We start from the raw sequence: 20,703 nt of genomic DNA on the forward strand, positions 1-20,703 counted from the left end.
TTAGACGCCTCCCGCGCTAGATGAGAAGCCGCTTTCGACGACGATTTGGTTTTTACGGCGCACTTTATCAAGCAAGTGGGCTTTCATTGATGTTGAAGCAAAAGCTTCGTCGGCAATGAAAGGGGCGTCATTGATGACCTTGTCAATTTCACCTAACTTGAATTTATAGGTCACATTGACGAAATCGATATCTTTGGCGTTATCCAAATCTTTGCGGCCGGCCTCAAGCATCATATTTGGCATAATAGGTGCGGCAAGTTGAAGGCTGTATGTCTTGCCTTTTGTGTCGGCCCCCTTCTTGCCATCCCAATTCCACGATTTTGCAAATATACGGGCTGTCGGAATGTAAGGCACCTGACCACCAATTTCGATTTCATAACCGCCTAATGCATGTTCCTGAGTGCCGTTTAACCCCTTTTCCCAGCCGGAAATAGCGACATATTTATTGGCGGTGATTTCAAATGCGGCATTTTTCATCTCGCCGCCAATGCTGGCACGTTGATGACCAAATTTAATTTCATGATCATAGAAAACATTGATGCCATACATCCAGCTTTCGTCATCACTCAAGAACCGGCGGCCAACGCCCAAATTCACCGTGTCGCGGTTTTTCTTGGCCAAGAATGATCCTTGGAAGAAATCGAGCTTTCCATTGGATAAACCGCCGCCGAGTGCACGCACCGTCGAGATTGTAAAGCTGGGTTTGCTGCTATCGGCACCTTCAATCGTCAACTCATTATTGGCATCAGCATTATCAAACATATTGCTGAAACCTGTTTCCAAAGAACGGAAGGTTTTTTGTAATACTTCGTTTTTCAGAAAACTGACAGTTGATGATTCTGGATTTGCAGAGTTTTCTGCAGCGTTTTTGGCAACTTCGGCTGACAGTTTTTTCAGATAATCCGTATCTTGCATAATGCCTGACGCGGATGTCGCACTTGCGCATGCAAGTGACCCTGCAAGCACTAGCGCTGTATAATGGTGTTTCATGGATTTCTCCTTAAATTAGCAATAAATAATTTATAGATAGTTGATTATAATGTCAAAGCTTGAACCTGTAGAGCAGGGCCTTGTTATCAGCGCTGGATTTGCATTAGGGTAAAGATCATAAAAAGAAATATGAGTATGGCCGCTACAATGAAAAACAACCTGACAATTTATGCCCTAAAGACCTGTGATAGTTCTAAAAAGGCAATTTCGTCATTACGCGTGGCTGGACATGAGGTTTTGGTTGTGGATGTGCGCGCCGATGGTGTTTCTGATGATCTGTTGGCCAGTTGGCTGGCGCTACATGGTGCCGATGTCATGATTAATCGAAAATCAACAACATGGCGCAATTTTGATGAGGCCACCAAGGCTGAATCCCCGCTTGCCTTATTACGCGCTCATCCGACACTGATGAAACGTCCGGTGATTGTTGATGGCGATCATGTTCATGTCGGCTGGGGCAAAGATGTGCAAACAGCATTTAGCATATAATGCCTGACAATCTTGATTTTCTAGTACTATCATACCCTGAAATGCGGACTGACTCAAAGTAATGCCCGAGCTGTTATTTGGGCTAGTATGTGCCGCCCTAATCGTGCATATCTGAAAACGTAACGGCGTTGAAGATTTATTCAATCCAGACATAGTGAGGAGTTTCTATGGCCAAAACACGTGTTGCTATGGAGCTTGGGATGGGAACATCGCTACGCGCCGAAGATTATACAAAAGCGGCTGTGCGTGCCTTGAAAGATGCGCTTTGGCATAATTCGCTTTCAGTGGCTGATGCTTTTGGGTTTCCGCGTGATGCCATGATTGTCGATATCGAAATAGCGGTGCAAAAACCGGATGCAGTTGATACCAATGCGGTTAAAGCCGTTCTGCCCTATGGTAAGGGGGCAGTTACGGTCGTGAAAGGTGGGTTAGATGTGCCCAAGCCCGATGGTGCCGGTAAAACGATTATAGCCAATGCCGCGGTGCTGGTTTCGTTCGACATGGAACGTCGCCATCATGCTGTTATTCAGCCGGAGGCAGGCCGATGAAACGTATCATTCTTGAAATGGGGATGGGCAACGATCTTTATGGTGAGGATTATACCAAGGCCGCATGTCGTGCTGTGCAGGATGCTTTGCATCATAGTTCTTTGATCTTGTTTCGCTCGCTAGGGTTCGATCATGCCGATATGAGTGTCAAGGTTACGATTGGTGTGCAAAAACCAGACAATGTTGATTGCGATGCCGTTGCGGCAACCTTGCCACGCGGACATGCACAGGTCATAGCGGTCAAGGGCGGTCAGAATGTGACTGATCCAGAGCATGATACGGTTTCGGTGATTGCGACGGCGGCTGTCGAGGCTTATCTTGACATTGATGCGAATGACTGGGCGTTATCGACGTCTTCCAATACACGATAATCGCTTATGAAGCTGTTTGATTATTTCCTTTATGCCGTTGTTGTTTTTGGTTGGTCCACAAGCTGGTTCCCGCTGAAAATGCAACTTGGCGTCGTGGCACCTGAAGTGTCGCTATTCTGGCGATTTCTGATTGCAAGCTTCTTGATGTTTGTCATCAGCTTTGCCTCCAAACAAACATTGCGTTTTGGATGGCGAACGCATCTGCGGATTGCCGCGCTTGGTCTATGTCTGTTTTCCGGTAATTTTACACTGTTCTATTATGCCGGACTTCAAACGACATCTGGCTTGCTGGCCGTGATGTTTTCAATAGCGTCACTGATTAATGTACTGATGGTGGCAGCCTTAACCCGTTCAGCGCCAAAGCCAGCGCATATCATTGCTGCGCTGGTTGGGATTGGCGGCGTGTGCCTGTTATTCTGGCCAGAGCTTCAGATTTCTGAAACGGCGGTTACAACGATCCTGTTATGCTTTATGGGCACTATGTTTTTCTGTACAGGCAATATGGTGTCGGCGTCGGCACAGAAAGCCGGTTTTCCCGTCATTGGCACGGCGAGCTGGGGTATGCTGTATGGGGCTTGCTATCTGGGTATTTTTTCGGCAATCCGCGGGCAGGCCTTTATCATTGAGGCAACGCCTGTCTATGTGGGTAGTCTGATCTGGCTGGCGCTGATTTCGTCGGTATTTACTTTTACGGCCTTTTTGATGTTGATTGGTCGTATCGGGGCAGGGCGCACCGGCTATGCAACGGTCATTTTTCCGGTTTTTGCTTTGTTGATATCGACGTTTCTTGAGTCTTACATATGGACGTGGTTTTCATTAAGCGGTCTGGCTTTAGTGGTGCTTGGCAATGTCATCATGGTGCGTGCACGCGATTAGGGATGTTTAGGCCAGAAGCATAGATGACAGGCAAATAACAGCACCAGCCGTTAATCCATGGCGCAGACGCATATACCAAGCCGGAATCAAGCCCTTTAAAAACGCCTGCCGGTCAACCGACCAGGCCAATCCATAAAGTGGAATCAGGCCAAGAAGCCTGAACTCAACATCAAAAACCAACAAGGTCGGCCATGCCAGCAAAGCCGGTGTAATCGACCAGACATACCATGCTGGATGACGGTCATCCTGCATCGCCAGTCCCCAGTGGACAGCACCCAGAAATGACAGAATGATTGCCGCATAGGTGGTGCCACCCAGCAAGCCATATAAGACTAGAACCGAAATGCCGCTATGCGCGCCAATTGCGGCTATGCCAAAAGGAATCACGCCAGCCCAGCCAAGCAATAAAGGCATTTGCGGCATAATTTCAGATTTATCATTCATCAGATGATGGCTCCGGTTAGAGATTGTTCTGTCATTGAGGTGATCTGCTGGATAGTGTCTTACGGGTAAAAATTGTCATCATGACAACGGCAAGCATGACTGTCACACCACCAATGATTTCCATTAAGCTTAGCGCTTCACCAAGAAAAAGCCATGGCCAGATTGGACCAAGAACGCTCTCAATAAGAACTAGTAAGCTGACCTCTGCGGCGGGAACATAGCTGGCGCCCCAAGTTACAAAGGCAATGCCGATTCCAATAGTGAAGGCGCCCATAAACAATATGATGCCAAGATCACGAGGGGTAACCTCCAGGCCAATGCCGGTTACACCATTTGCAACCAAGCCTATAAGAAAGGCAAATATCCCGCCAAGAAATGTCCCGCCAAGAACATCTTGCTTGCGACTGCGTCGAGCCAGAACCAGCATCACGGCAAAGCACAGGGCTGAAACAAGTGCCAGTAGATTGCCAAACGTGCGTCCCATCTCAATGCCATCACCAATCATCAAGCCGACGCCAAATATGGCCCCAATCATGGCAAACCATGTAACTGGATGCGGTTTTTCGCCAATCCAGACCCAGCCAATAATTGCCGCCATAAAGGGTGCAATGGTCAAAATGAACAAAGTTGAGGCAACCGAAGTGTACAGCATTGAAAAGACATAGGTTGAAAATGCGATTGATAGCATCGTTCCCATGGCAACATCATGTCGATCAAGTCCGCGCAGAAAACTAACCAAGCCGACACGACGACGCAGACAACAGACCAAAGCAACCATGGCGCACAGACTTATCGATCTATACATCAAAATCTGAAAGCCATCGGCAGTTTCGATCAGGCGCATACATAGACCGACAAAGCTCATGCAGGTGCCACCAAGAAGAACTAATAACATAGCGGACTGTTTTTGCATGGACGCTCTCTTAACTTTACTAACATCTGCTTATCATCGGACAGCCGCTTTTCCAATGGAAATACAAAAACAACTATACTTAATATATTAAGTTTTAGATGTAAGTATGTGGGCATATTGATGCGAACTTATCTGCATAACTGCGAATGCAAATCGTTATTATTTGCAGAATGCTTTAATGCACTGCCTATTTGTAAAAAAAGCCAGATGTTGCTTGCTTTTACGCGGGCGCTGACTTATTTCAAAGGCAACAGTTTCGTGGTTTTTTGCGGGAGAAAAAAGTGCCAGGATTTCTTTCCGAGTATCTGCCTATAGCCGTATTCTTTGCTATTGCTGTAGGTTTGTCTGCGGCCTTTGTTTTAACAGCATTCGTTTTCGGAACGCAGCGTCCCGATGAAGAAAAAATGACAGCCTATGAATGTGGGTTTGACGCATTCGATGACTCGCGCCGTCAGTTTGATGTGCGCTTCTATCTTGTGGCTATTCTATTCATCATTTTCGATCTTGAAGTCGCATTTCTGTTTCCGTGGGCGGTATCGCTTGGCGGCATCGGCATGTTCGGTTTCTGGTCAATGATGATTTTCCTTGGCGTTTTGACAATTGGATTTATCTACGAATGGAAAAAAGGAGCGTTAGAATGGGAGTAATCGATCCGTATAATGCGCCACCGATTCCACCCGGGGCTGATCAGGACGCCATTCTCAAAGCCGTTGGCGATGAAATTACCAATCGCGGCTTTGTGATTGCGAAAGCTGATAAACTATTCAATTGGGCGCGCTCAGGTTCGCTTTGGCCGATGACCTTTGGTCTGGCCTGCTGTGCTGTCGAAATGATGCATTCAGCGGCTAGCCGGTATGACATGGATCGCTATGGCATGTTGTTCCGTCCAAGCCCACGGCAATCAGATGTGATGATTGTTGCAGGTACGCTGACCAATAAAATGGCACCGGCCTTGCGCCGCGTTTATGATCAGATGCCGGAGCCTCGCTGGGTTCTTTCAATGGGCTCATGCGCCAATGGCGGCGGCTATTATCACTATTCGTATGCCGTTGTCCGTGGATGTGACCGCATTGTTCCGGTAGATGTATATGTCCCGGGATGTCCGCCAACTGCCGAAGCATTAATTTACGGGCTTTTGCAATTACAAAAGAAAATTCGCCGTACAGCTACAATTGCTAGAACTTAGGGCCATTCAGAATGAACGACATTGAACAGACTGACGATGCTACTGGCGACGTTTTTGCTGAAACGCCATTATCGACGATGGCAAATTATGTGCGTGAAATTCTGGCAGATATTTATGAAAGCGTGGTCGCAACCAATGATGAAGTGCTGGTGCGGGTCAACTCGCAGGATATCACGTCGGTTTTAACAAAATTACGTGACGATAATCATGCGGCTTTCACCCAGCTGTCCGATCTGACAGCGGTTGATTATCCCGAGCGTCCGGTGCGTTTTGAAATGGTTTATCAACTCCTTTCGATCAGCAACAATATGCGCTTGCGTATTCTGGCAGGCGTTGCCGAAGGCCAGTCCGTCCCCTCTGTATCAGGTGTTTTTTCGGCAGCTAACTGGGCCGAGCGCGAAGCGTGGGACATGTTCGGCATTTTCTTTGCGGGGCACCCTGATCTGCGGCGTCTGTTGACTGATTATGGTTTTGAAGGCCATCCATTGCGCAAGGATTTTCCGCTGACTGGTCATGTCGAGGTTCGTTATGACGATACCCAGCGCCGCGTGGTTAACGAGCCTGTTCATCTGGTGCAGGAATTCCGCGACTTTGATTTTCTGAGTCCGTGGGAAGGTATGCAGCATGCCATTGATGCTGCTGATTCTGACAAAAACAGCGATTCGAATTAGGGGTTCGTTATGGCAGAAATGCAAATTAAGCCAATCACAATGAATTTCGGGCCGCAGCATCCAGCGGCGCATGGCGTGTTACGGCTTGTGCTTGAAATGGATGGCGAGGTAATTGAACGCGCTGATCCGCATATCGGCTTGCTTCATCGTGGTACTGAAAAACTGATCGAGCATAAGACCTATTTACAGGCTCTGCCTTATTTTGACAGGCTTGATTATGTGTCGCCCATGAATCAGGAACATGCCTGGGCATTGTCGATTGAAAAAGCTTTGGCTATCGACGTGCCGCGCCGTGCCCAGTTTATCCGCGTTTTATATTGCGAAATTGGCCGTATTCTGAATCATCTTTTGAATCTGACGACCTTTGCCATTGATGTGGGGGCGATGACGCCGCTTTTATGGGGCTTTGAAGAACGCGAACAATTGATGGGCTTTTATGAGCGTGCCTGTGGTGCACGTTTGCATGCGGCCTATTTCCGCCCGGGTGGTGTGCATCAGGATCTGCCAACCGGTTTGCTGGACGAGATTGGTGACTGGGCACATAAATTCCCGTCATTTATTGATGATATGGAAACACTACTGACTGAAAACCGTATTTTCAAGCAGCGCACTGTTGATATCGGCGTGATGAGTGAAAAAGAGGCACTTGACCTTGGCATGACAGGCCCTTGTTTGCGCGCGTCTGGCCTGCCGTGGGATCTGCGCAAAAGTCAGCCTTATGATGTTTACGCTGAAATGGATTTCGACGTGCCAATGGGAAAAACGGGGGACTGTTACGCACGTTATCTGGTGCGTATTGAAGAAATGCGCCAGTCTTTGCGTATCATTCACCAATGTATTGCCGAGATGCCCGAAGGTCCCGTTCTGGCCGAAAATAATAAGGTCACACCTCCACATCGCAGCGATATGAAGAATTCGATGGAAGCCCTGATCCATCATTTCAAGCTTTATACTGAGGGGTTTCACGTACCCGAGGGTGAGAGCTATACGGCTGTTGAAGCACCGAAAGGTGAATTTGGTGTCTATCTTGTTGCGGATGGGTCGAACAGACCCTATCGGTGCAAAATTCGGGCACCAGGATTTTATTTCATGGCAGCGGTAGATTACCTGTCACGTGGCCACATGCTGGCAGATTCAGTGGCAATCATTGGATCTTTGGATGTTGTTTTTGGTGAGATTGACAGATGAGTATTGAAGCCCGTATTGCTGAAGACCAACCCAACTCGTTTGCTTTTACGGCTGAGAATGAGGCGGAAATCAAGCGTATTATCGCCAAATATCCAAAAGGCCGGCAAGCCAGCGCAGTGATGCCGTTGCTTGATATGGCGCAACGCCAGCATGAAAACTGGATTCCGATGAAAGCTATCGAGCTGATTGCCGATAAGCTAGATATGGCAAAAATCCGTGTGCTAGAGGTTGCCACCTTTTATACGATGTTCAATCTCAAACCGGTTGGTAAGTATTTTCTGCAAGCCTGCACAACGACACCATGCTGGCTTCGTGGCTCTGACGAGATGATGCGGTGCATCAAGGATCGATACGGTATCACGTCTGGCCAGACATCGGATTGTGGGCGTTTCTCTCTGCTTGAGGTCGAATGCCTGGGCGCGTGCGTGAATGCACCGATTTTACAGGTAAATGATGATTTTTATGAAGATCTGAATTACCAGTCCACCGGTGCCTTGCTTGACTCGCTTGAGAAAGACGCGCCGCTTGCCGTCGGGTCGGTTTTGGGCCGGTCTGGGTCTGAAGCCAGTGGTGGTGCCACAAGCCTGAATGCAATAAAACCAAAGAAAACAGCCAAAGCAAAGTCGGGAGCAGCCAATGCTTAAAGACGCTGATCGTATTTTTACCAATATCTATGGCTGGAATGATGCCATGCTTGCGGGTGCCAAAAAACGCGGTGATTGGGACAATACTGCGGCTATTTTAAAACTTGGTCATGGTGAGATTGTTGAACGTATGAAGGCGTCTGGCTTGCGCGGTCGTGGTGGCGCTGGTTTCCCGACTGGTCTTAAATGGTCATTTATGCCGCAAGAGGTTAGAGATCGCCCTCATTATTTAGTGGTCAATGCCGATGAGTCTGAGCCCGGCACATGTAAAGACCGTGATATTATCCGCCATGAGCCGCATAAATTGCTGGAAGGCTGTGTTGTTGCTGGTTTTGCCATGCGTGCTCATGTTGCCTATATCTATATTCGTGGTGAATTCGTCAATGAAGCCCGCCGTTTGCAGGCGGCCATTGATGAAGCCTATGATGCCGGGTTGCTGGGTAAAAATGCTGCCAAATCAGGCTGGGATTTTGACATTTATCTGCATCGCGGGGCGGGGGCTTATATTTGTGGTGAAGAAACCGCCTTGCTTGAGTCACTGGAAGGCAAAAAAGGCCAGCCACGCTTGAAGCCGCCATTTCCTGCAGGTGTCGGGCTATATGGTTGTCCGACAACCGTCAATAATGTTGAATCCATTGCCGTTGCGCCGACCATTTTGCGCCGAGGCAGTGACTGGTTCGCGGGTCTTGGTAAAGAAAACAACACTGGCACAAAACTATTTTGTATTTCCGGCCATGTAAATAAGCCATGTAATGTCGAAGAAGAAATGGGCATTCCACTGAAAGAGTTGCTTGAAAAGCATGCAGGTGGTGTACGTGGTGGCTGGGATAATTTGCTAGCTGTTATTCCAGGTGGGTCGTCAACGCCGATGATGCCCAAAGATACTTGTGAAACCATGACAATGGATTTTGACGCGCTCCGCGAGGCTGGAACAGGCCTTGGAACTGCTGGCGTCATTGTCATGGACAAAAGTACCGATGTGGTGAAGGCCATTTCACGTTTATCTTATTTCTATAAGCATGAATCATGTGGCCAATGTACGCCATGCCGTGAAGGCACTGGCTGGATGTGGCGGATGATGGAACGACTTGTACGCGGTGAAGCTGAACCGCATGAGATCGACACATTGTACGAAGTCACCAAGCAGGTTGAAGGCCATACTATTTGCGCATTAGGCGATGCGGCGGCATGGCCTATCCAAGGTCTGATAAAGCACTTCAGACCAGAGATTGAGCGCCGTATTGCGGCGCGTCATGCTGGGGACGCCGTAGCGGCAGCTGAATAGAGGATTATCACGATGCCAAAACTGACCGTTAATGATGTTGAAGTCGAAGTAGAAGACGGATCAACAGTGTTACATGCCTGTGAAGCTGCTGGTGTTGAAGTGCCACGTTTTTGCTATCATGACCGTTTATCGATTGCCGGTAACTGCCGCATGTGTCTGGTCGATATGGAACGCGCACCAAAACCGGTTGCGTCCTGTGCGATGCCCGCTGGCGATGGAATGGTCATTCGTACCGATACTGACCGTGTTAAAAAGGCGCGCGAAGGCGTCATGGAATTCCTGTTGATCAATCATCCGCTTGATTGCCCAATTTGTGATCAGGGCGGTGAATGTGATTTGCAGGATCAGGCAATGGGCTATGGCCATGATGGATCACGCTTTGAAGAAAACAAACGTGCGGTTGAAAACAAGCATATGGGTCCGCTGATTAGTACGGTTATGACGCGCTGTATTCATTGTACGCGCTGTGTCCGTTTCGCAACCGAAGTGGCGGGTGTGCCAGAGCTGGGTGCCATTGGTCGCGGTGAAAATGTTGAAATCACCACCTATCTTGAAAAAAACCTAGCATCAGAGCTTTCGGCTAATGTGATTGATCTGTGCCCCGTTGGCGCGTTAACGTCGCGCCCTTATGCTTTTACCGCCCGTCCATGGGAACTTAACAAAACTGAATCCATCGATGTGATGGATGCGGTAGGTAGCAACATTCGCGTTGATGCACGCGGATCACAGGTCATGCGTGTCTTGCCGCGTTTGCATGAAGATGTGAATGAAGAATGGATTTCCGATAAGACCCGCTATGCGATTGACGGTTTGCGCCGCCAACGCCTTGATCAGCCATATTTGCGCGGTGCCAATGGCAGCCTGCATCCGGCAAGCTGGGATGAGGCGTTCAAAGCCATGGCCACTAAGATCAAGAAAGCCAAATCATCGACAATTGCCGCGATTGCGGGTGATCAGGCTGATGCTGAAAGCATGTTTGCTTTGAAAGCGATGATGCAACGGCTTGGCGTGGCAAATATTGATTGTCGTCAAGATGGTGCCAAAATTGGTGGATCACGTGCTGGTTACCTGTTCAACTCGACAATTGCCGGTATTGATGACGCTGATGCACTGTTGATTATTGGAAGTAACCCCCGTGAAGAAGCGGCTGTTCTGAATGCCCGTATCCGCCGTAACTGGCTGGCCTCAGGTATGCCGGTTGGTGTCGTAGGGGTGGATAGCGATCTGACTTATGACACAAAGCATCTTGGTGATGATACGGCGGTATTGGCAGCTATCCTTAATGGTTCCAACAAATTTTCTAACGTTCTGAAACGTGCTAAACGGCCAATGATCATCATTGGCATGGGGGCGCTTAGCCGTGACGATGGTGCCGCGGTGCTGGCCACAGCGCGCCAGATCGCCGAAACTTATGGCGTTGTTGCAAAGGGGTGGAACGGCTTTAATGTTCTGCATAACGCGGCGGCACGTGTGGGTGGCCTTGATATGGACTTTATCCCGGGCAAGGGTGGTCTTGATATTGAAGCTATGTATAAGGCCGCTGAAAGTAAAAAGCTTGATTTTGTCTGGTTGCTAGGTGCTGACGAAGTTGATATGGATCGTCTTGGTAATGCGTTTATAGTCTATCAGGGGCATCATGGTGATAAGGGCGCGCATGGCGCTGATGTGGTGTTGCCAGGTGCCGCCTATACTGAAAAAGACGGAATTTATGTCAATACCGAAGGGCGTGTGCAATATGCTAATCGCGCCGCGTTCCCTCCAGGTGAAGCCAAGGAAGACTGGACGATCATTCGTGCCTTTTCCGGACATATAAATAAATCAATCGGTATGGATAATCTGACAGAGGTGCGCAACGCCTTGTATGAAGCCTATCCCCATTTTGCTGACAGCGACGCTATCGAAAGCGCTAAATGGTCAAAATTTGGTGGTCGTGGCAAGATGGATGCGTCACCGATTACCAATAGCATCGATAATTTTCATATGACGTGTGCGATTAGTCGTGCATCTGAAACCATGGCCGAATGTCGCAAGGCATTGCTGGATGACAATGTTGATGATGTGGCCATGTCATCTACAGTAGCGGCGGAGTAGTCAAATGATTATGGATTTGATCAATAACGCCGACATTCGCGCTGTTGCGTGGATTGTTGCCCAGATCATGATCGTGGTCGGGCCTTTGCTGATCGCTGTGGCCTATCTGACCCTTGCCGAGCGCCGTGTTATCGGTTTCATGCAGTTGCGAAAAGGCCCTAATGTTGTTGGCCCGTTTGGCCTGTTCCAGCCGTTTGCCGATGCGCTGAAATTGATGGCTAAGGAAACAATCCTGCCAGCTGGTGCCAATAAGGTTGTTTTCATTATTGCCCCGATGCTGACTTTTGTTTTGTCGTTGGTGGCATGGGCGGTGATACCTTTTGGTGAAGGGCTTGTGATCGCCGATATCAATGTCGGTATCCTCTATCTGTTTGCGGTTTCCTCGCTGGGCGTCTATGGCGTGATCATGGCGGGATGGGCCAGTAATTCAAAATATGCCTTTCTTGGTGCCTTGCGGTCTGCCGCGCAGATGGTGTCGTATGAAGTGTCGATGGGATTGGTTATCATCAATGTGTTGCTTTGTGCAGGTTCACTGAATTTGAGTGCGATTATCGAAGCACAACAGGGCATGTGGTTTGCCTTGCCTTTATTCCCGATGTTTATTGTCTTTTTCATTTCGACGCTGGCCGAGACCAATCGTGCGCCGTTTGATCTGCCTGAAGGCGAGTCCGAGCTGGTCGCTGGCTATTTTGTTGAATATTCTTCCATGAGTTTTGCGCTCTTTTTCCTTGGTGAATATGCCAATATGATCCTGATGAGCAGCATGACAGTTATTTTGTTCCTTGGGGGATGGTTGCCACCATTTGATATCTGGCCATTAAACATCATTCCGGGCCCTTTATGGTTCATTTTGAAAATCATGATGGTATTGTTTGTGTTCCTGTGGGTGCGCGCGACAACGCCGCGCTATCGCTATGATCAGCTGATGCGCCTTGGTTGGAAAATATTTTTGCCATTTTCATTGTTGTATGTGGTGGCAACAGCCGGCTTTTTGCTGGCAACTGATCGCCTGCCAGCGGTTATCGTCGGTTAGGTATAGGAGAAGATAAAGTCATGCGAATGTTGATGGATTCAATCAAATCATTCCTGCTTCTTGAGCTTGCCAAAGGCATGTTCCTGACGTTGAAGTATTTCTTCAAACCGAAAGTTACGATCAACTATCCTTATGAAAAGGGTAGCCTTTCTCCCCGTTTTCGTGGCGAGCACGCTTTGCGCCGTTATCCTAACGGCGAGGAACGCTGTATCGCGTGTAAATTGTGTGAGGCGGTCTGTCCTGCACAGGCTATCACTATCGAAGCTGAACCGCGGGATGATGGAAGCCGCCGAACAACGCGCTATGATATTGATATGACAAAATGTATCTATTGTGGATTTTGTCAGGAAGCCTGTCCGGTTGATGCGATTGTCGAAGGGCCCAATTTCGAATTCGCGACCGAGACACGTGAAGAACTGTATTATGATAAAAACAAATTGCTTGCGAATGGGGATCGTTGGGAAACCGAGATCGCCAGAAATCTTGCAGCTGACGCCGAATGGCGCTGATCTAGATTGGAAATGACAGACAATGTTTGAAGCGCTTTTCTTTTATCTGTTTGCAGGCATCATGCTGGCTAGCGCCTTTATGGTTGTGATATCGAAAAACCCTGTATATTCAGTGCTTTTCCTTATTCTTTCTTTCTTTAATGCGGCTGGATTATTTGTCCTGATCGGTGCGGAATTTCTCGCCATGCTTCTGGTCGTTGTCTATGTTGGTGCCGTTGCCGTGCTATTCCTGTTTGTCGTGATGATGCTGGATATTAATTTTGCCGAAATGCGCGCTGGCTTTCAGAAATATTTGCCACTAGGTCTGATTGTCGGTGGTATTCTGGTATTTGAACTTGTGGCAGCGATGTATGGCGATGCCTTCAAAGGGGCGACATTGCCAGAAGCCTCCGAGATCCCCAATACCACTCGACTTGGAGGTGTTCTCTACACCAAATATATCTACCTGTTTCAGGTTGCAGGTTTGATCCTGCTTGTTGCCATGATTGGTGCCATTTCACTCACCATGCGGCATCGTCCAGGTGTACGTCGTCAGGTTGTTGCCAACCAGAATATGCGGCGCCGTGATGAAACGGTCGAGGTGGTTAGTGTGCCTGTTGGCAAAGCGCCACCACGGCAGGAAAGTTAGAGCTATGATGGAATTAACATTGAATCATTACCTTGCCTGTTCGGCGATCCTTTTTGCGATGGGTATATTTGGTATCTTTTTGAACCGGAAAAACGTGATCACGATCCTGATGTCGATTGAACTGATGTTGCTGGCTGTGAATATAAATATGGTGGCGTTCTCAGCTTATAACGGTGATCTGGAAGGACAGATATTTTCGCTGTTTATTCTGACCGTAGCGGCAGCCGAGGCGGCCATTGGACTTGCTATTCTGGTGGTGTTTTTCCGAAATCGCGGTTCGATCGCGGTTGAAGACGTAAATATGATGAAGGGCTAGGGCGACATGTACGCATCTATAGTATTTTTGCCGCTTGTTGGTTCCATAATTGCAGGCATTCTTAGCCTCGGACATCATGATAGAGCCGCCGAACGGATAACAATCATCGGTTTGTTACTGTCACTTTTATTTTCGATTTTTGCCTTTGCCGAAGTTGCTATTGGTGGACAGCCTATCACAGTCGATCTATCACGCTGGATTGTGTCAGGTGATTTTGAAGCGCATTGGCGGCTCCGTTTTGATACACTCACCGCTGTTATGCTGATTGTCGTGACCGGCGTATCATCGATGGTGCATATCTATTCGGTTGGCTATATGTCGCATGACAAAGGGCGCGCGCGCTTTATGTCTTATCTTAGCTTATTTACCTTTGCCATGTTGATGTTGGTCACTGCCGATAATCTTGTCCAGTTGTTCTTTGGCTGGGAAGGTGTTGGTGTCGCGTCTTATTTGCTGATTGGCTTCTGGTATCATAAAGAGTCAGCCCATGCGGCAGCGATGAAAGCCTTTGTGGTCAACCGAGTTGGTGATTTTGGTTTCGCACTTGGTATCTTGGCTGTCTATGCCTTGTTTGGGTCTGTTCAGTTTGACGATATATTTTCCAAGGCCGCGCTCTATGTCGATGTGAACATCAACTTCCTAGGCATGAGCTTGCCAGCATTGGAAGTGGCAGGCATCTTGCTGTTTATCGGTGCGATGGGCAAATCTGCCCAACTGGGTCTGCATACATGGTTGCCAGATGCGATGGAGGGCCCAACGCCCGTTTCAGCACTTATTCACGCTGCAACAATGGTGACGGCGGGTGTGTTTATGGTATGCCGACTTTCACCGGTGCTTGAATATGCGCCATTTACGCTTGATGTTATCACTGTCATTGGCGGCATGACGGCCATTTTTGCGGCCACGGTTGGCATGACACAGTTTGATATCAAGCGCGTGATTGCCTATTCAACCTGTTCGCAGCTTGGCTATATGTTTTTTGCGGCAGGTGTTTCGGCCTATCCAGCCGCGATGTTCCATCTGACAACACATGCCTTTTTCAAGGCTTTGCTATTTCTTGGAGCAGGTTCGGTCATCCATGCGATGTCTGATGAGCAGGATCTGCGAAATATGGGTGGTATCTGGAAAAAAATTCCAGTCACCTATGTGATGATGTGGGTCGGGTCGCTTGCCTTGGCTGGCTTCCCGTTTTTTGCCGGTTTCTATTCAAAGGATATGATCCTGGAAGCTGCATTTGGGGCGCATACATCGGTTGGCAATTTTGCATTTTGGATGGGGTGTGCTGCGGCGTTCCTGACAGCGTTCTATAGCTGGCGTCTATTGATCATGGCGTTCCATGGCAAGCCGCGGGCATCAGCCGAGGTGATGGCGCATGTGCATGAGTCACCGTCGGTTATGACCTTACCGCTTTTTGTTCTGGCTCTGGGTGCAATTTTCTCTGGCTGGCTGGGTTATGAGCTATTTGTTGGCCATGATATGGCAGCATTCTGGGGTGACTCGATTTTCATTCTGCCAACACATATGGCCATGGAAAATGCGCATCATGTGCCAAGTTGGGTTAAGCTATTGCCGATTGTACTTGCCTCCAGCGGGGTTCTGCTAGCGGTATTGTTCTATGCGGTGTTTACCGATATGCCAGCGCGTATGGCAAAAGCCTTTTCGCCTCTTTATGCCTTATTCTTCAATAAATGGTATTTTGACGAAATCTATGATGCGCTGTTGGTCAAGCCTGCTGTGCGGATAGGGGCAATCCTGTGGCAACGCGGTGATCGCGATACGATTGATGGTTTCGGTCCGGATGGTATGTCGGGGCTGGTGCTTCGGATTTCGGGTTTTTGCTCACGGATACAGTCTGGATTTGTTTTCCACTATGCTTTTGCCATGCTGATCGGCGTTGTTGTGCTGGTGAGCTGGTATTATTTTCGCCTTAAGGGAATATAAGTGATGATCGATAATTGGCCTTTACTGACAATCATCACCTTCCTGCCATTGGCTGGTGTGATTTTCCTGCTGATGATAAGGGGTGACGATGAAATTGTTGCCAATAATGCACGGAGCGTAACCCTGTGGATTACCGGTTTTAACTTTATCGTGTCCTTGTCGCTTTTGCTTGGTTTTGATAGCAATGTAGCTGGTTACCAGTTTGAAGAATTTGCCGAATGGCTGCCAAATACAGGTATTAATTATCACATGGGTGTTGATGGTATTTCGATGCCATTTGTCCTGCTTTCAACATTTTTGACACCACTTGCCGTACTGGCTAGTTGGCGCGCCATCTCGCATCGAGTGCGTGAATATATGATCGCCTTTCTGGTGCTGGAAACAATGATGATCGGCATGTTTGTTTCGCTCGATATGCTGATGTTCTATCTGTTTTTCGAAGCGGTGTTGATACCGATGTTTCTGATCATCGGTATCTGGGGTGGTGCAAGACGGGTTTATGCGGCGTTTAAATTCTTCCTGTTTACCTTGCTGGGTTCAGTGCTGATGCTGGTCTGTATGCTGGCCATGTATGTGCAAACCGGCACAACCGACATCCCCATGCTGACCGCGCATAGTTTCGGCACAGGCATGCAATTCTGGCTGTTCCTTGGCTTTTTTGCCTCATTTGCGGTAAAGGTACCGATGTGGCCTGTACACACATGGTTGCCTGACGCGCATGTTGAAGCCCCAACAGCAGGGTCGATGATATTAGCTGGTGTTCTTTTGAAGATGGGTGGTTATGGTTTTCTGCGGTTCTCGCTACCAATGTTTCCACATGCGTCTGAATTGTTTGCACCCGTCATCTTTGCCTTGTCTGTAATTGCGGTAATCTACACGTCACTTGTGGCATTGGCGCAATCAGATATGAAAAAGATGATCGCCTATTCATCTGTTGCCCATATGGGATTCGTTACGATTGGCATCTTTACCTTCACCGAGCAGGGCATTGCCGGTGCTATGTTCCAGATGATCAGTCATGGTCTGGTATCAGCGGCCTTATTCTTTTGTGTGGGTGTTGTTTATGACCGGCTTCACACGCGCGAAATCGATGCTTATGGTGGCGTTGCCAAGGTTATGCCGCGTTATGCCGTATTTTTCATGTTTATGATGCTGGCATCGGTTGGTCTGCCAGGAACAAGCGGTTTTGTTGGTGAAATGCTGGTTCTTGTAGGGGCGTGGAAAGCCAGCACATGGGTGGCCTTTTTCACCGCTACAGGTCTTGTGCTTGGGGCGACTTATATGTTGTGGCTATATCGCCGGGTTATGTTTGGCAAGGTCACCAAAGCCGAAGTCCAATCAATGGAGCCAATGCAACTACGCGAATTAGGCATTTTTGTTCCGATCAGCATTCTGGTTTTGGTGTTTGGCATCTATCCGGCGTTTTTGCTGGATGTGATGGCTGTTTCGATTCAAATAATTATTGATGAATTGTCGGTAAGTGGCGTTGCGCTCGTCGCATCTAATTAGACTCATATTTGTTCTCAAGGGGAACGGCACTCATGTTTGAAATAAATGATATCCTGCCTGCTCTTCCGGAAATGTTTCTGGCATGTGTTGCGCTATTGCTTGTGCTGGTAGCTGCCTATGGTGGTGATGGTGCTGTAAATGCAAAACGTGTCTGTTCAATAGCTCTGGGTGCCATTGTGATTGCGGCGGTGATGTTGTGGCAGGGTGGTGATATCGCAACAACAGCCTTTTCAGGCATGTTCAGCGCCGACTCATTCAGTGCCTATATGAAACTGTTGGTTCTAATGGGTTCATTTGCGGCTTTATATATGTCTATCAGTCCATTGGAACAGGATGATATCAACAAACCTGAATTCAGTTTGCTTGTTCTGCTGGCTGTTGTTGGCATGATGCTTATGATTTCGGCAAATGACCTGATGTCGCTTTATATGGCGGTTGAATTACAATCCTTGCCACTCTATGTGGTTGCCGCTATGCGGACAAATTCACTTCGTTCATCCGAAGCCGGATTGAAATATTTTCTGCTTGGCGCGCTGTCATCAGGCATGTTGCTCTATGGCGCGTCACTGGTTTACGGATTTGCCGGAACGACCAGCTTTGACGGTATTTCTGCGGCTGTTGCAACAGGTGCGTTACCAGTCGTCTTTGTTATAGGCATGGTATTCATGATTTGTGGCATCGCGTTTAAAATATCCGCAGCTCCATTCCATATGTGGACACCAGATGTCTATGAAGGCTCGCCGACACCGGTAACTGCCCTTTTTGCGATTGCGCCAAAGGTAGCGGCAATGGCGTTGATGATGCGCCTGACCTATGGTGCTTTTGGTCCGATAGCCGTGGAATGGTCACAGGTGCTTGTTGCTTTGTCGATCGCATCAATGGTTATTGGTGCTTTTGGTGCCATTATGCAGACTGATATTAAGCGGATGATGGCTTATTCGTCTATCGCACATATGGGCTATGCGCTTGCAGGTCTGGCGGCGGGATCGCATGCTGGTGTGCTGGGCGTCATTATTTATATGACAGGTTATATTTTTATGGGGGCAGGTACGTTTGCGATCATTTTGATGATGCGTCGTGAAGGAAAATCCGCCACGAAAATTGATGATCTGCGTGGCCTATCAAAGACTCATCCCTTATTTGCCATTGGCTTGCTGGTCATGATGTTTTCGATGGCAGGAATTCCGCCGCTGGCTGGCTTTTTTGGTAAATGGTATGTGTTTCTGGCAGCTGTTAATGCAGGTCTGATTCCGCTGGCAGTTATCGGTGTGGTCATGTCGGTTGTTGGTGCCTTTTATTATCTACGTATCATCCGCATGATGTATTTCGAAGACAGTGATGATCCGCTGGATGCTGATCTGCCGATGTCGAACCGTTTGGTGCTGACCGTGTCTCTGGCTGTGGTTCTGCTGTTCTTTGCCGGACTTGGTAGCTTGCTTGGGACGGCTGATATTGCGGCCACAACCTTGATGACGAGCAACTAGGATCAGATCATATGGTGACAAGCGCAGCTTGGACGTTTTCCACCGCCGACGTCGCCAAATCATCTTCTGATCTTGCCCGCAAGGCTGCGCTTGACGGCGCACCAACAGGAACCGGCTTTCTGGTAGGCACACAAACCGCAGGACGTGGTCGGCGTGGACGCACATGGATTTCACCACAGGGTGGGATGTATCTGTCGTTCGTTCTACGGCCTGATTATGACAAACATCTTTGGCCACTTTTGTCTTTTGTAGCGGCATTAGCCGCGCGCGAAACAATTGCGCATGTTTTGGCATCACATCGGCCTAAAGTGAAATGGCCTAATGATATTCTGGTCAATGACAGGAAAATCTGCGGTATTCTGCTTGAAGGGGTGGAGGATGCCCTGATTGTTGGAACGGGTATTAACGTGGCACCTATCAAAGCTGATACAGCCATGCCGGGGCATATACAACCGACGTCACTTGTCGATCTGGGTGATAATGTCACAACACCAGCATTGCTGGCGGCTGACTATATGGATAATCTGGCACGGCGTTATAATATGTTTAATCAAACAGCTTTTGCCCCAATTCGTGATGAATGGATGCGTCATGCCGCTTTTTTGAACCAGAATGTTACCGTTATGGACACGGGGCTAACGGGACGTTTTATTGGTATTGACGATGATGGTTCCATGATGCTGGTTGATGCATCAGGCAAGACACACCATATCACTACTGGTGATGTCGTTTTAATGGGTGATGGTAACTGATGCTTCTGGCCGTAGATTGTGGCAACACCAATATTGTGTTTGCTGTTTATGACAATACAGCTGATGTTAGCAGGCAGCTTGGATGCTGGCGCATTGCAACTGACGTCTCGCGTTCTGGTGATGACTATACCGTCTGGCTGGGGCAGATGATGAGTGCAGCCAATTTAGCCAACGATATGGTTTCGGGCATTGTCGTGGCTAGCGTTGTGCCGGAAATTACCCCGCATCTGGTGATGATGGCGCGCACCGGATTCAGTCTTGATCCAATGTTGATTGGAGATGCAGGCGTTGATCTGGGTATTACGGTTGATATTGACAATCCGTCACAGGCAGGTGCCGACAGGCTAGTTAATGCCGTGGCAGCAAAACATTATCATCAGGTTCCAGCCATTATCCTTGATTTTGGCACCGCCACAACACTTGATCTTGTGCGTGCCGATGGGGCGTATGCAGGTGGTATAATTGCACCAGGTGTGCATGTATCGGTTGATGCCTTATATAAAGCAGCAGCGCGTTTGCCACGTCTTGATGTTAAGCCATGGGATCACACTTTACCGGTTCTGGGGCGCGATACGACAAGTGCTATGGAGTCGGGTATTTTTTGGGGCTATGTTGGCATGATTGAAGGGTTGATCACGCGTCTTCGAACAGAGCAGGGCGTCGAGTTGCCAGCCATAGCCACTGGTGGATTAGCATCGCTTTTTGCGCCACATTTGCCGATGATTTCTGCAGTTGATGCCGACCTTACGCTACGCGGCCTTGTTGCCATATATAACCTTAATAATGAATCTAATTCCGCCATAACGGCGCACTCAAACAAAGTTGATTGCTAAAT

The 20,703-nt window shown here is 48.4% G+C and carries 23 protein-coding genes; 20 read left to right on the top strand and 3 right to left on the bottom strand.

The window, feature by feature from the left end; translation table 11 throughout:
• On the bottom strand, positions 1-990 hold the full coding sequence (locus tag SAR116_RS00675) for an inverse autotransporter beta domain-containing protein (RefSeq protein ID WP_013045007.1): 990 nt from the start codon (positions 988-990) through the stop codon (positions 1-3).
• A gap of 135 nt (positions 991-1,125) precedes the next feature.
• Here SAR116_RS00675 and SAR116_RS00680 point away from each other — a divergent pair, with 135 nt between their 5' ends.
• The 4 genes from SAR116_RS00680 to SAR116_RS00695 all read left to right on the top strand — a co-directional run bounded on the left by SAR116_RS00680 (position 1,126) and on the right by SAR116_RS00695 (position 3,274).
• Positions 1,126-1,479, top strand: a complete 354-nt coding sequence (locus SAR116_RS00680; protein WP_238531160.1) for an arsenate reductase family protein — start codon at positions 1,126-1,128, stop codon at positions 1,477-1,479.
• Between the two features lie 167 nt (positions 1,480-1,646).
• Entirely contained in the window at positions 1,647-2,027 is a 381-nt protein-coding gene (locus SAR116_RS00685; RefSeq protein ID WP_013045009.1) for a Lin0512 family protein, read from the top strand.
• On the top strand, positions 2,024-2,398 hold the full coding sequence (locus SAR116_RS00690; protein WP_013045010.1) for a Lin0512 family protein: 375 nt from the start codon (positions 2,024-2,026) through the stop codon (positions 2,396-2,398). Before SAR116_RS00685 ends, SAR116_RS00690 begins: the two co-directional genes overlap by 4 nt.
• Before the next feature lie 6 nt (positions 2,399-2,404).
• Positions 2,405-3,274, top strand: coding sequence for a DMT family transporter (locus SAR116_RS00695; protein WP_013045011.1), 870 nt, complete (start codon positions 2,405-2,407; stop codon positions 3,272-3,274).
• A 6-nt stretch (positions 3,275-3,280) separates the two neighbouring features.
• On the opposite strand, the gene SAR116_RS00700 is transcribed toward SAR116_RS00695, so the two are convergent.
• On the bottom strand, positions 3,281-3,718 hold the full coding sequence (locus SAR116_RS00700) for a DUF3429 domain-containing protein (RefSeq protein WP_013045012.1): 438 nt from the start codon (positions 3,716-3,718) through the stop codon (positions 3,281-3,283).
• Between the two features lie 31 nt (positions 3,719-3,749).
• Positions 3,750-4,631: a DMT family transporter gene (locus SAR116_RS00705; protein ID WP_041860682.1), complete on the bottom strand. Its 882-nt coding sequence runs from the start codon at positions 4,629-4,631 to the stop codon at positions 3,750-3,752.
• A 281-nt stretch (positions 4,632-4,912) separates the two neighbouring features.
• Between SAR116_RS00705 and SAR116_RS00710 the strand changes: the two genes are divergently transcribed.
• The 16 genes from SAR116_RS00710 to SAR116_RS00785 are packed head-to-tail and all read left to right on the top strand — an operon-like array spanning position 4,913 to position 20,701.
• The gene (locus SAR116_RS00710) at positions 4,913-5,278 is read left to right on the top strand and encodes an NADH-quinone oxidoreductase subunit A (protein ID WP_013045014.1); all 366 of its coding nucleotides are present in this window, start codon (positions 4,913-4,915) and stop codon (positions 5,276-5,278) included.
• Positions 5,269-5,817: a NuoB/complex I 20 kDa subunit family protein gene (locus tag SAR116_RS00715; protein WP_013045015.1), complete on the top strand. Its 549-nt coding sequence runs from the start codon at positions 5,269-5,271 to the stop codon at positions 5,815-5,817. The genes SAR116_RS00710 and SAR116_RS00715 overlap by 10 nt, the downstream gene beginning before the upstream one ends.
• A gap of 11 nt (positions 5,818-5,828) precedes the next feature.
• Positions 5,829-6,488 (top strand): NADH-quinone oxidoreductase subunit C, encoded by a 660-nt coding sequence (locus SAR116_RS00720; protein WP_013045016.1) that lies wholly within the window; start codon positions 5,829-5,831, stop codon positions 6,486-6,488.
• Between the two features lie 9 nt (positions 6,489-6,497).
• Positions 6,498-7,676 (top strand): NADH-quinone oxidoreductase subunit D, encoded by a 1,179-nt coding sequence (locus SAR116_RS00725; protein ID WP_013045017.1) that lies wholly within the window; start codon positions 6,498-6,500, stop codon positions 7,674-7,676.
• On the top strand, positions 7,673-8,320 hold the full coding sequence (gene nuoE, locus SAR116_RS00730) for an NADH-quinone oxidoreductase subunit NuoE (protein WP_013045018.1): 648 nt from the start codon (positions 7,673-7,675) through the stop codon (positions 8,318-8,320). The genes SAR116_RS00725 and nuoE overlap by 4 nt, the downstream gene beginning before the upstream one ends.
• Positions 8,313-9,605, top strand: a complete 1,293-nt coding sequence (nuoF, locus tag SAR116_RS00735; protein WP_013045019.1) for an NADH-quinone oxidoreductase subunit NuoF — start codon at positions 8,313-8,315, stop codon at positions 9,603-9,605. Before nuoE ends, nuoF begins: the two co-directional genes overlap by 8 nt.
• 12 nt (positions 9,606-9,617) lie before the next feature.
• The gene (gene nuoG / locus SAR116_RS00740) at positions 9,618-11,696 is read left to right on the top strand and encodes an NADH-quinone oxidoreductase subunit NuoG (RefSeq protein WP_013045020.1); all 2,079 of its coding nucleotides are present in this window, start codon (positions 9,618-9,620) and stop codon (positions 11,694-11,696) included.
• A 4-nt stretch (positions 11,697-11,700) separates the two neighbouring features.
• The gene (gene nuoH / locus SAR116_RS00745; RefSeq protein ID WP_013045021.1) at positions 11,701-12,729 is read left to right on the top strand and encodes an NADH-quinone oxidoreductase subunit NuoH; all 1,029 of its coding nucleotides are present in this window, start codon (positions 11,701-11,703) and stop codon (positions 12,727-12,729) included.
• A gap of 20 nt (positions 12,730-12,749) precedes the next feature.
• Positions 12,750-13,238, top strand: coding sequence for an NADH-quinone oxidoreductase subunit NuoI (gene nuoI / locus SAR116_RS00750; protein WP_013045022.1), 489 nt, complete (start codon positions 12,750-12,752; stop codon positions 13,236-13,238).
• A gap of 22 nt (positions 13,239-13,260) precedes the next feature.
• A complete protein-coding gene (locus SAR116_RS00755; RefSeq protein WP_013045023.1) occupies positions 13,261-13,866 on the top strand; it encodes an NADH-quinone oxidoreductase subunit J in 606 nt (201 codons plus the stop codon).
• A 7-nt stretch (positions 13,867-13,873) separates the two neighbouring features.
• Entirely contained in the window at positions 13,874-14,182 is a 309-nt protein-coding gene (nuoK, locus tag SAR116_RS00760) for an NADH-quinone oxidoreductase subunit NuoK (protein ID WP_041861003.1), read from the top strand.
• 6 nt (positions 14,183-14,188) lie between these two features.
• Positions 14,189-16,123 (top strand): NADH-quinone oxidoreductase subunit L, encoded by a 1,935-nt coding sequence (gene nuoL, locus SAR116_RS00765; RefSeq protein WP_013045025.1) that lies wholly within the window; start codon positions 14,189-14,191, stop codon positions 16,121-16,123.
• Positions 16,124-16,126: 3 nt separating this feature from the next.
• A complete protein-coding gene (locus tag SAR116_RS00770; RefSeq protein WP_013045026.1) occupies positions 16,127-17,632 on the top strand; it encodes an NADH-quinone oxidoreductase subunit M in 1,506 nt (501 codons plus the stop codon).
• A 32-nt stretch (positions 17,633-17,664) separates the two neighbouring features.
• Complete coding sequence (nuoN, locus tag SAR116_RS00775; protein WP_013045027.1) at positions 17,665-19,116, top strand: NADH-quinone oxidoreductase subunit NuoN; 1,452 nt, start codon at positions 17,665-17,667, stop codon at positions 19,114-19,116.
• Positions 19,117-19,127: 11 nt separating this feature from the next.
• Entirely contained in the window at positions 19,128-19,868 is a 741-nt protein-coding gene (locus SAR116_RS00780) for a biotin--[acetyl-CoA-carboxylase] ligase (RefSeq protein ID WP_013045028.1), read from the top strand.
• Positions 19,868-20,701, top strand: a complete 834-nt coding sequence (locus tag SAR116_RS00785; RefSeq protein WP_013045029.1) for a type III pantothenate kinase — start codon at positions 19,868-19,870, stop codon at positions 20,699-20,701. The genes SAR116_RS00780 and SAR116_RS00785 overlap by 1 nt, the downstream gene beginning before the upstream one ends.
• Positions 20,702-20,703: the final 2 nt, after the last annotated feature.

This window comes from Candidatus Puniceispirillum marinum IMCC1322 (assembly GCF_000024465.1).
Lineage (GTDB): Bacteria > Pseudomonadota > Alphaproteobacteria > Puniceispirillales > Puniceispirillaceae > Puniceispirillum > Puniceispirillum marinum.

Bases quoted from the DNA above. Each gene is read 5' to 3' on its own strand.
- SAR116_RS00675 (WP_013045007.1), bottom strand. From the start codon at position 990: ATGAAACACCATTATACAGCGCTAGTGCTTGCAGGGTCACTTGCATGC.
- SAR116_RS00680 (WP_238531160.1), top strand. From the start codon at position 1,126: ATGGCCGCTACAATGAAAAACAACCTGACAATTTATGCCCTAAAGACC.
- SAR116_RS00685 (WP_013045009.1), top strand. From the start codon at position 1,647: ATGGCCAAAACACGTGTTGCTATGGAGCTTGGGATGGGAACATCGCTA.
- SAR116_RS00690 (WP_013045010.1), top strand. From the start codon at position 2,024: ATGAAACGTATCATTCTTGAAATGGGGATGGGCAACGATCTTTATGGT.
- SAR116_RS00695 (WP_013045011.1), top strand. From the start codon at position 2,405: ATGAAGCTGTTTGATTATTTCCTTTATGCCGTTGTTGTTTTTGGTTGG.
- SAR116_RS00700 (WP_013045012.1), bottom strand. From the start codon at position 3,718: ATGAATGATAAATCTGAAATTATGCCGCAAATGCCTTTATTGCTTGGC.
- SAR116_RS00705 (WP_041860682.1), bottom strand. From the start codon at position 4,631: ATGCAAAAACAGTCCGCTATGTTATTAGTTCTTCTTGGTGGCACCTGC.
- SAR116_RS00715 (WP_013045015.1), top strand. From the start codon at position 5,269: ATGGGAGTAATCGATCCGTATAATGCGCCACCGATTCCACCCGGGGCT.
- SAR116_RS00720 (WP_013045016.1), top strand. From the start codon at position 5,829: ATGAACGACATTGAACAGACTGACGATGCTACTGGCGACGTTTTTGCT.
- SAR116_RS00725 (WP_013045017.1), top strand. From the start codon at position 6,498: ATGGCAGAAATGCAAATTAAGCCAATCACAATGAATTTCGGGCCGCAG.
- nuoE (WP_013045018.1), top strand. From the start codon at position 7,673: ATGAGTATTGAAGCCCGTATTGCTGAAGACCAACCCAACTCGTTTGCT.
- nuoF (WP_013045019.1), top strand. From the start codon at position 8,313: ATGCTTAAAGACGCTGATCGTATTTTTACCAATATCTATGGCTGGAAT.
- nuoG (WP_013045020.1), top strand. From the start codon at position 9,618: ATGCCAAAACTGACCGTTAATGATGTTGAAGTCGAAGTAGAAGACGGA.
- nuoH (WP_013045021.1), top strand. From the start codon at position 11,701: ATGATTATGGATTTGATCAATAACGCCGACATTCGCGCTGTTGCGTGG.
- nuoI (WP_013045022.1), top strand. From the start codon at position 12,750: ATGCGAATGTTGATGGATTCAATCAAATCATTCCTGCTTCTTGAGCTT.
- SAR116_RS00755 (WP_013045023.1), top strand. From the start codon at position 13,261: ATGTTTGAAGCGCTTTTCTTTTATCTGTTTGCAGGCATCATGCTGGCT.
- nuoK (WP_041861003.1), top strand. From the start codon at position 13,874: ATGGAATTAACATTGAATCATTACCTTGCCTGTTCGGCGATCCTTTTT.
- nuoL (WP_013045025.1), top strand. From the start codon at position 14,189: ATGTACGCATCTATAGTATTTTTGCCGCTTGTTGGTTCCATAATTGCA.
- SAR116_RS00770 (WP_013045026.1), top strand. From the start codon at position 16,127: ATGATCGATAATTGGCCTTTACTGACAATCATCACCTTCCTGCCATTG.
- nuoN (WP_013045027.1), top strand. From the start codon at position 17,665: ATGTTTGAAATAAATGATATCCTGCCTGCTCTTCCGGAAATGTTTCTG.
- SAR116_RS00780 (WP_013045028.1), top strand. From the start codon at position 19,128: ATGGTGACAAGCGCAGCTTGGACGTTTTCCACCGCCGACGTCGCCAAA.
- SAR116_RS00785 (WP_013045029.1), top strand. From the start codon at position 19,868: ATGCTTCTGGCCGTAGATTGTGGCAACACCAATATTGTGTTTGCTGTT.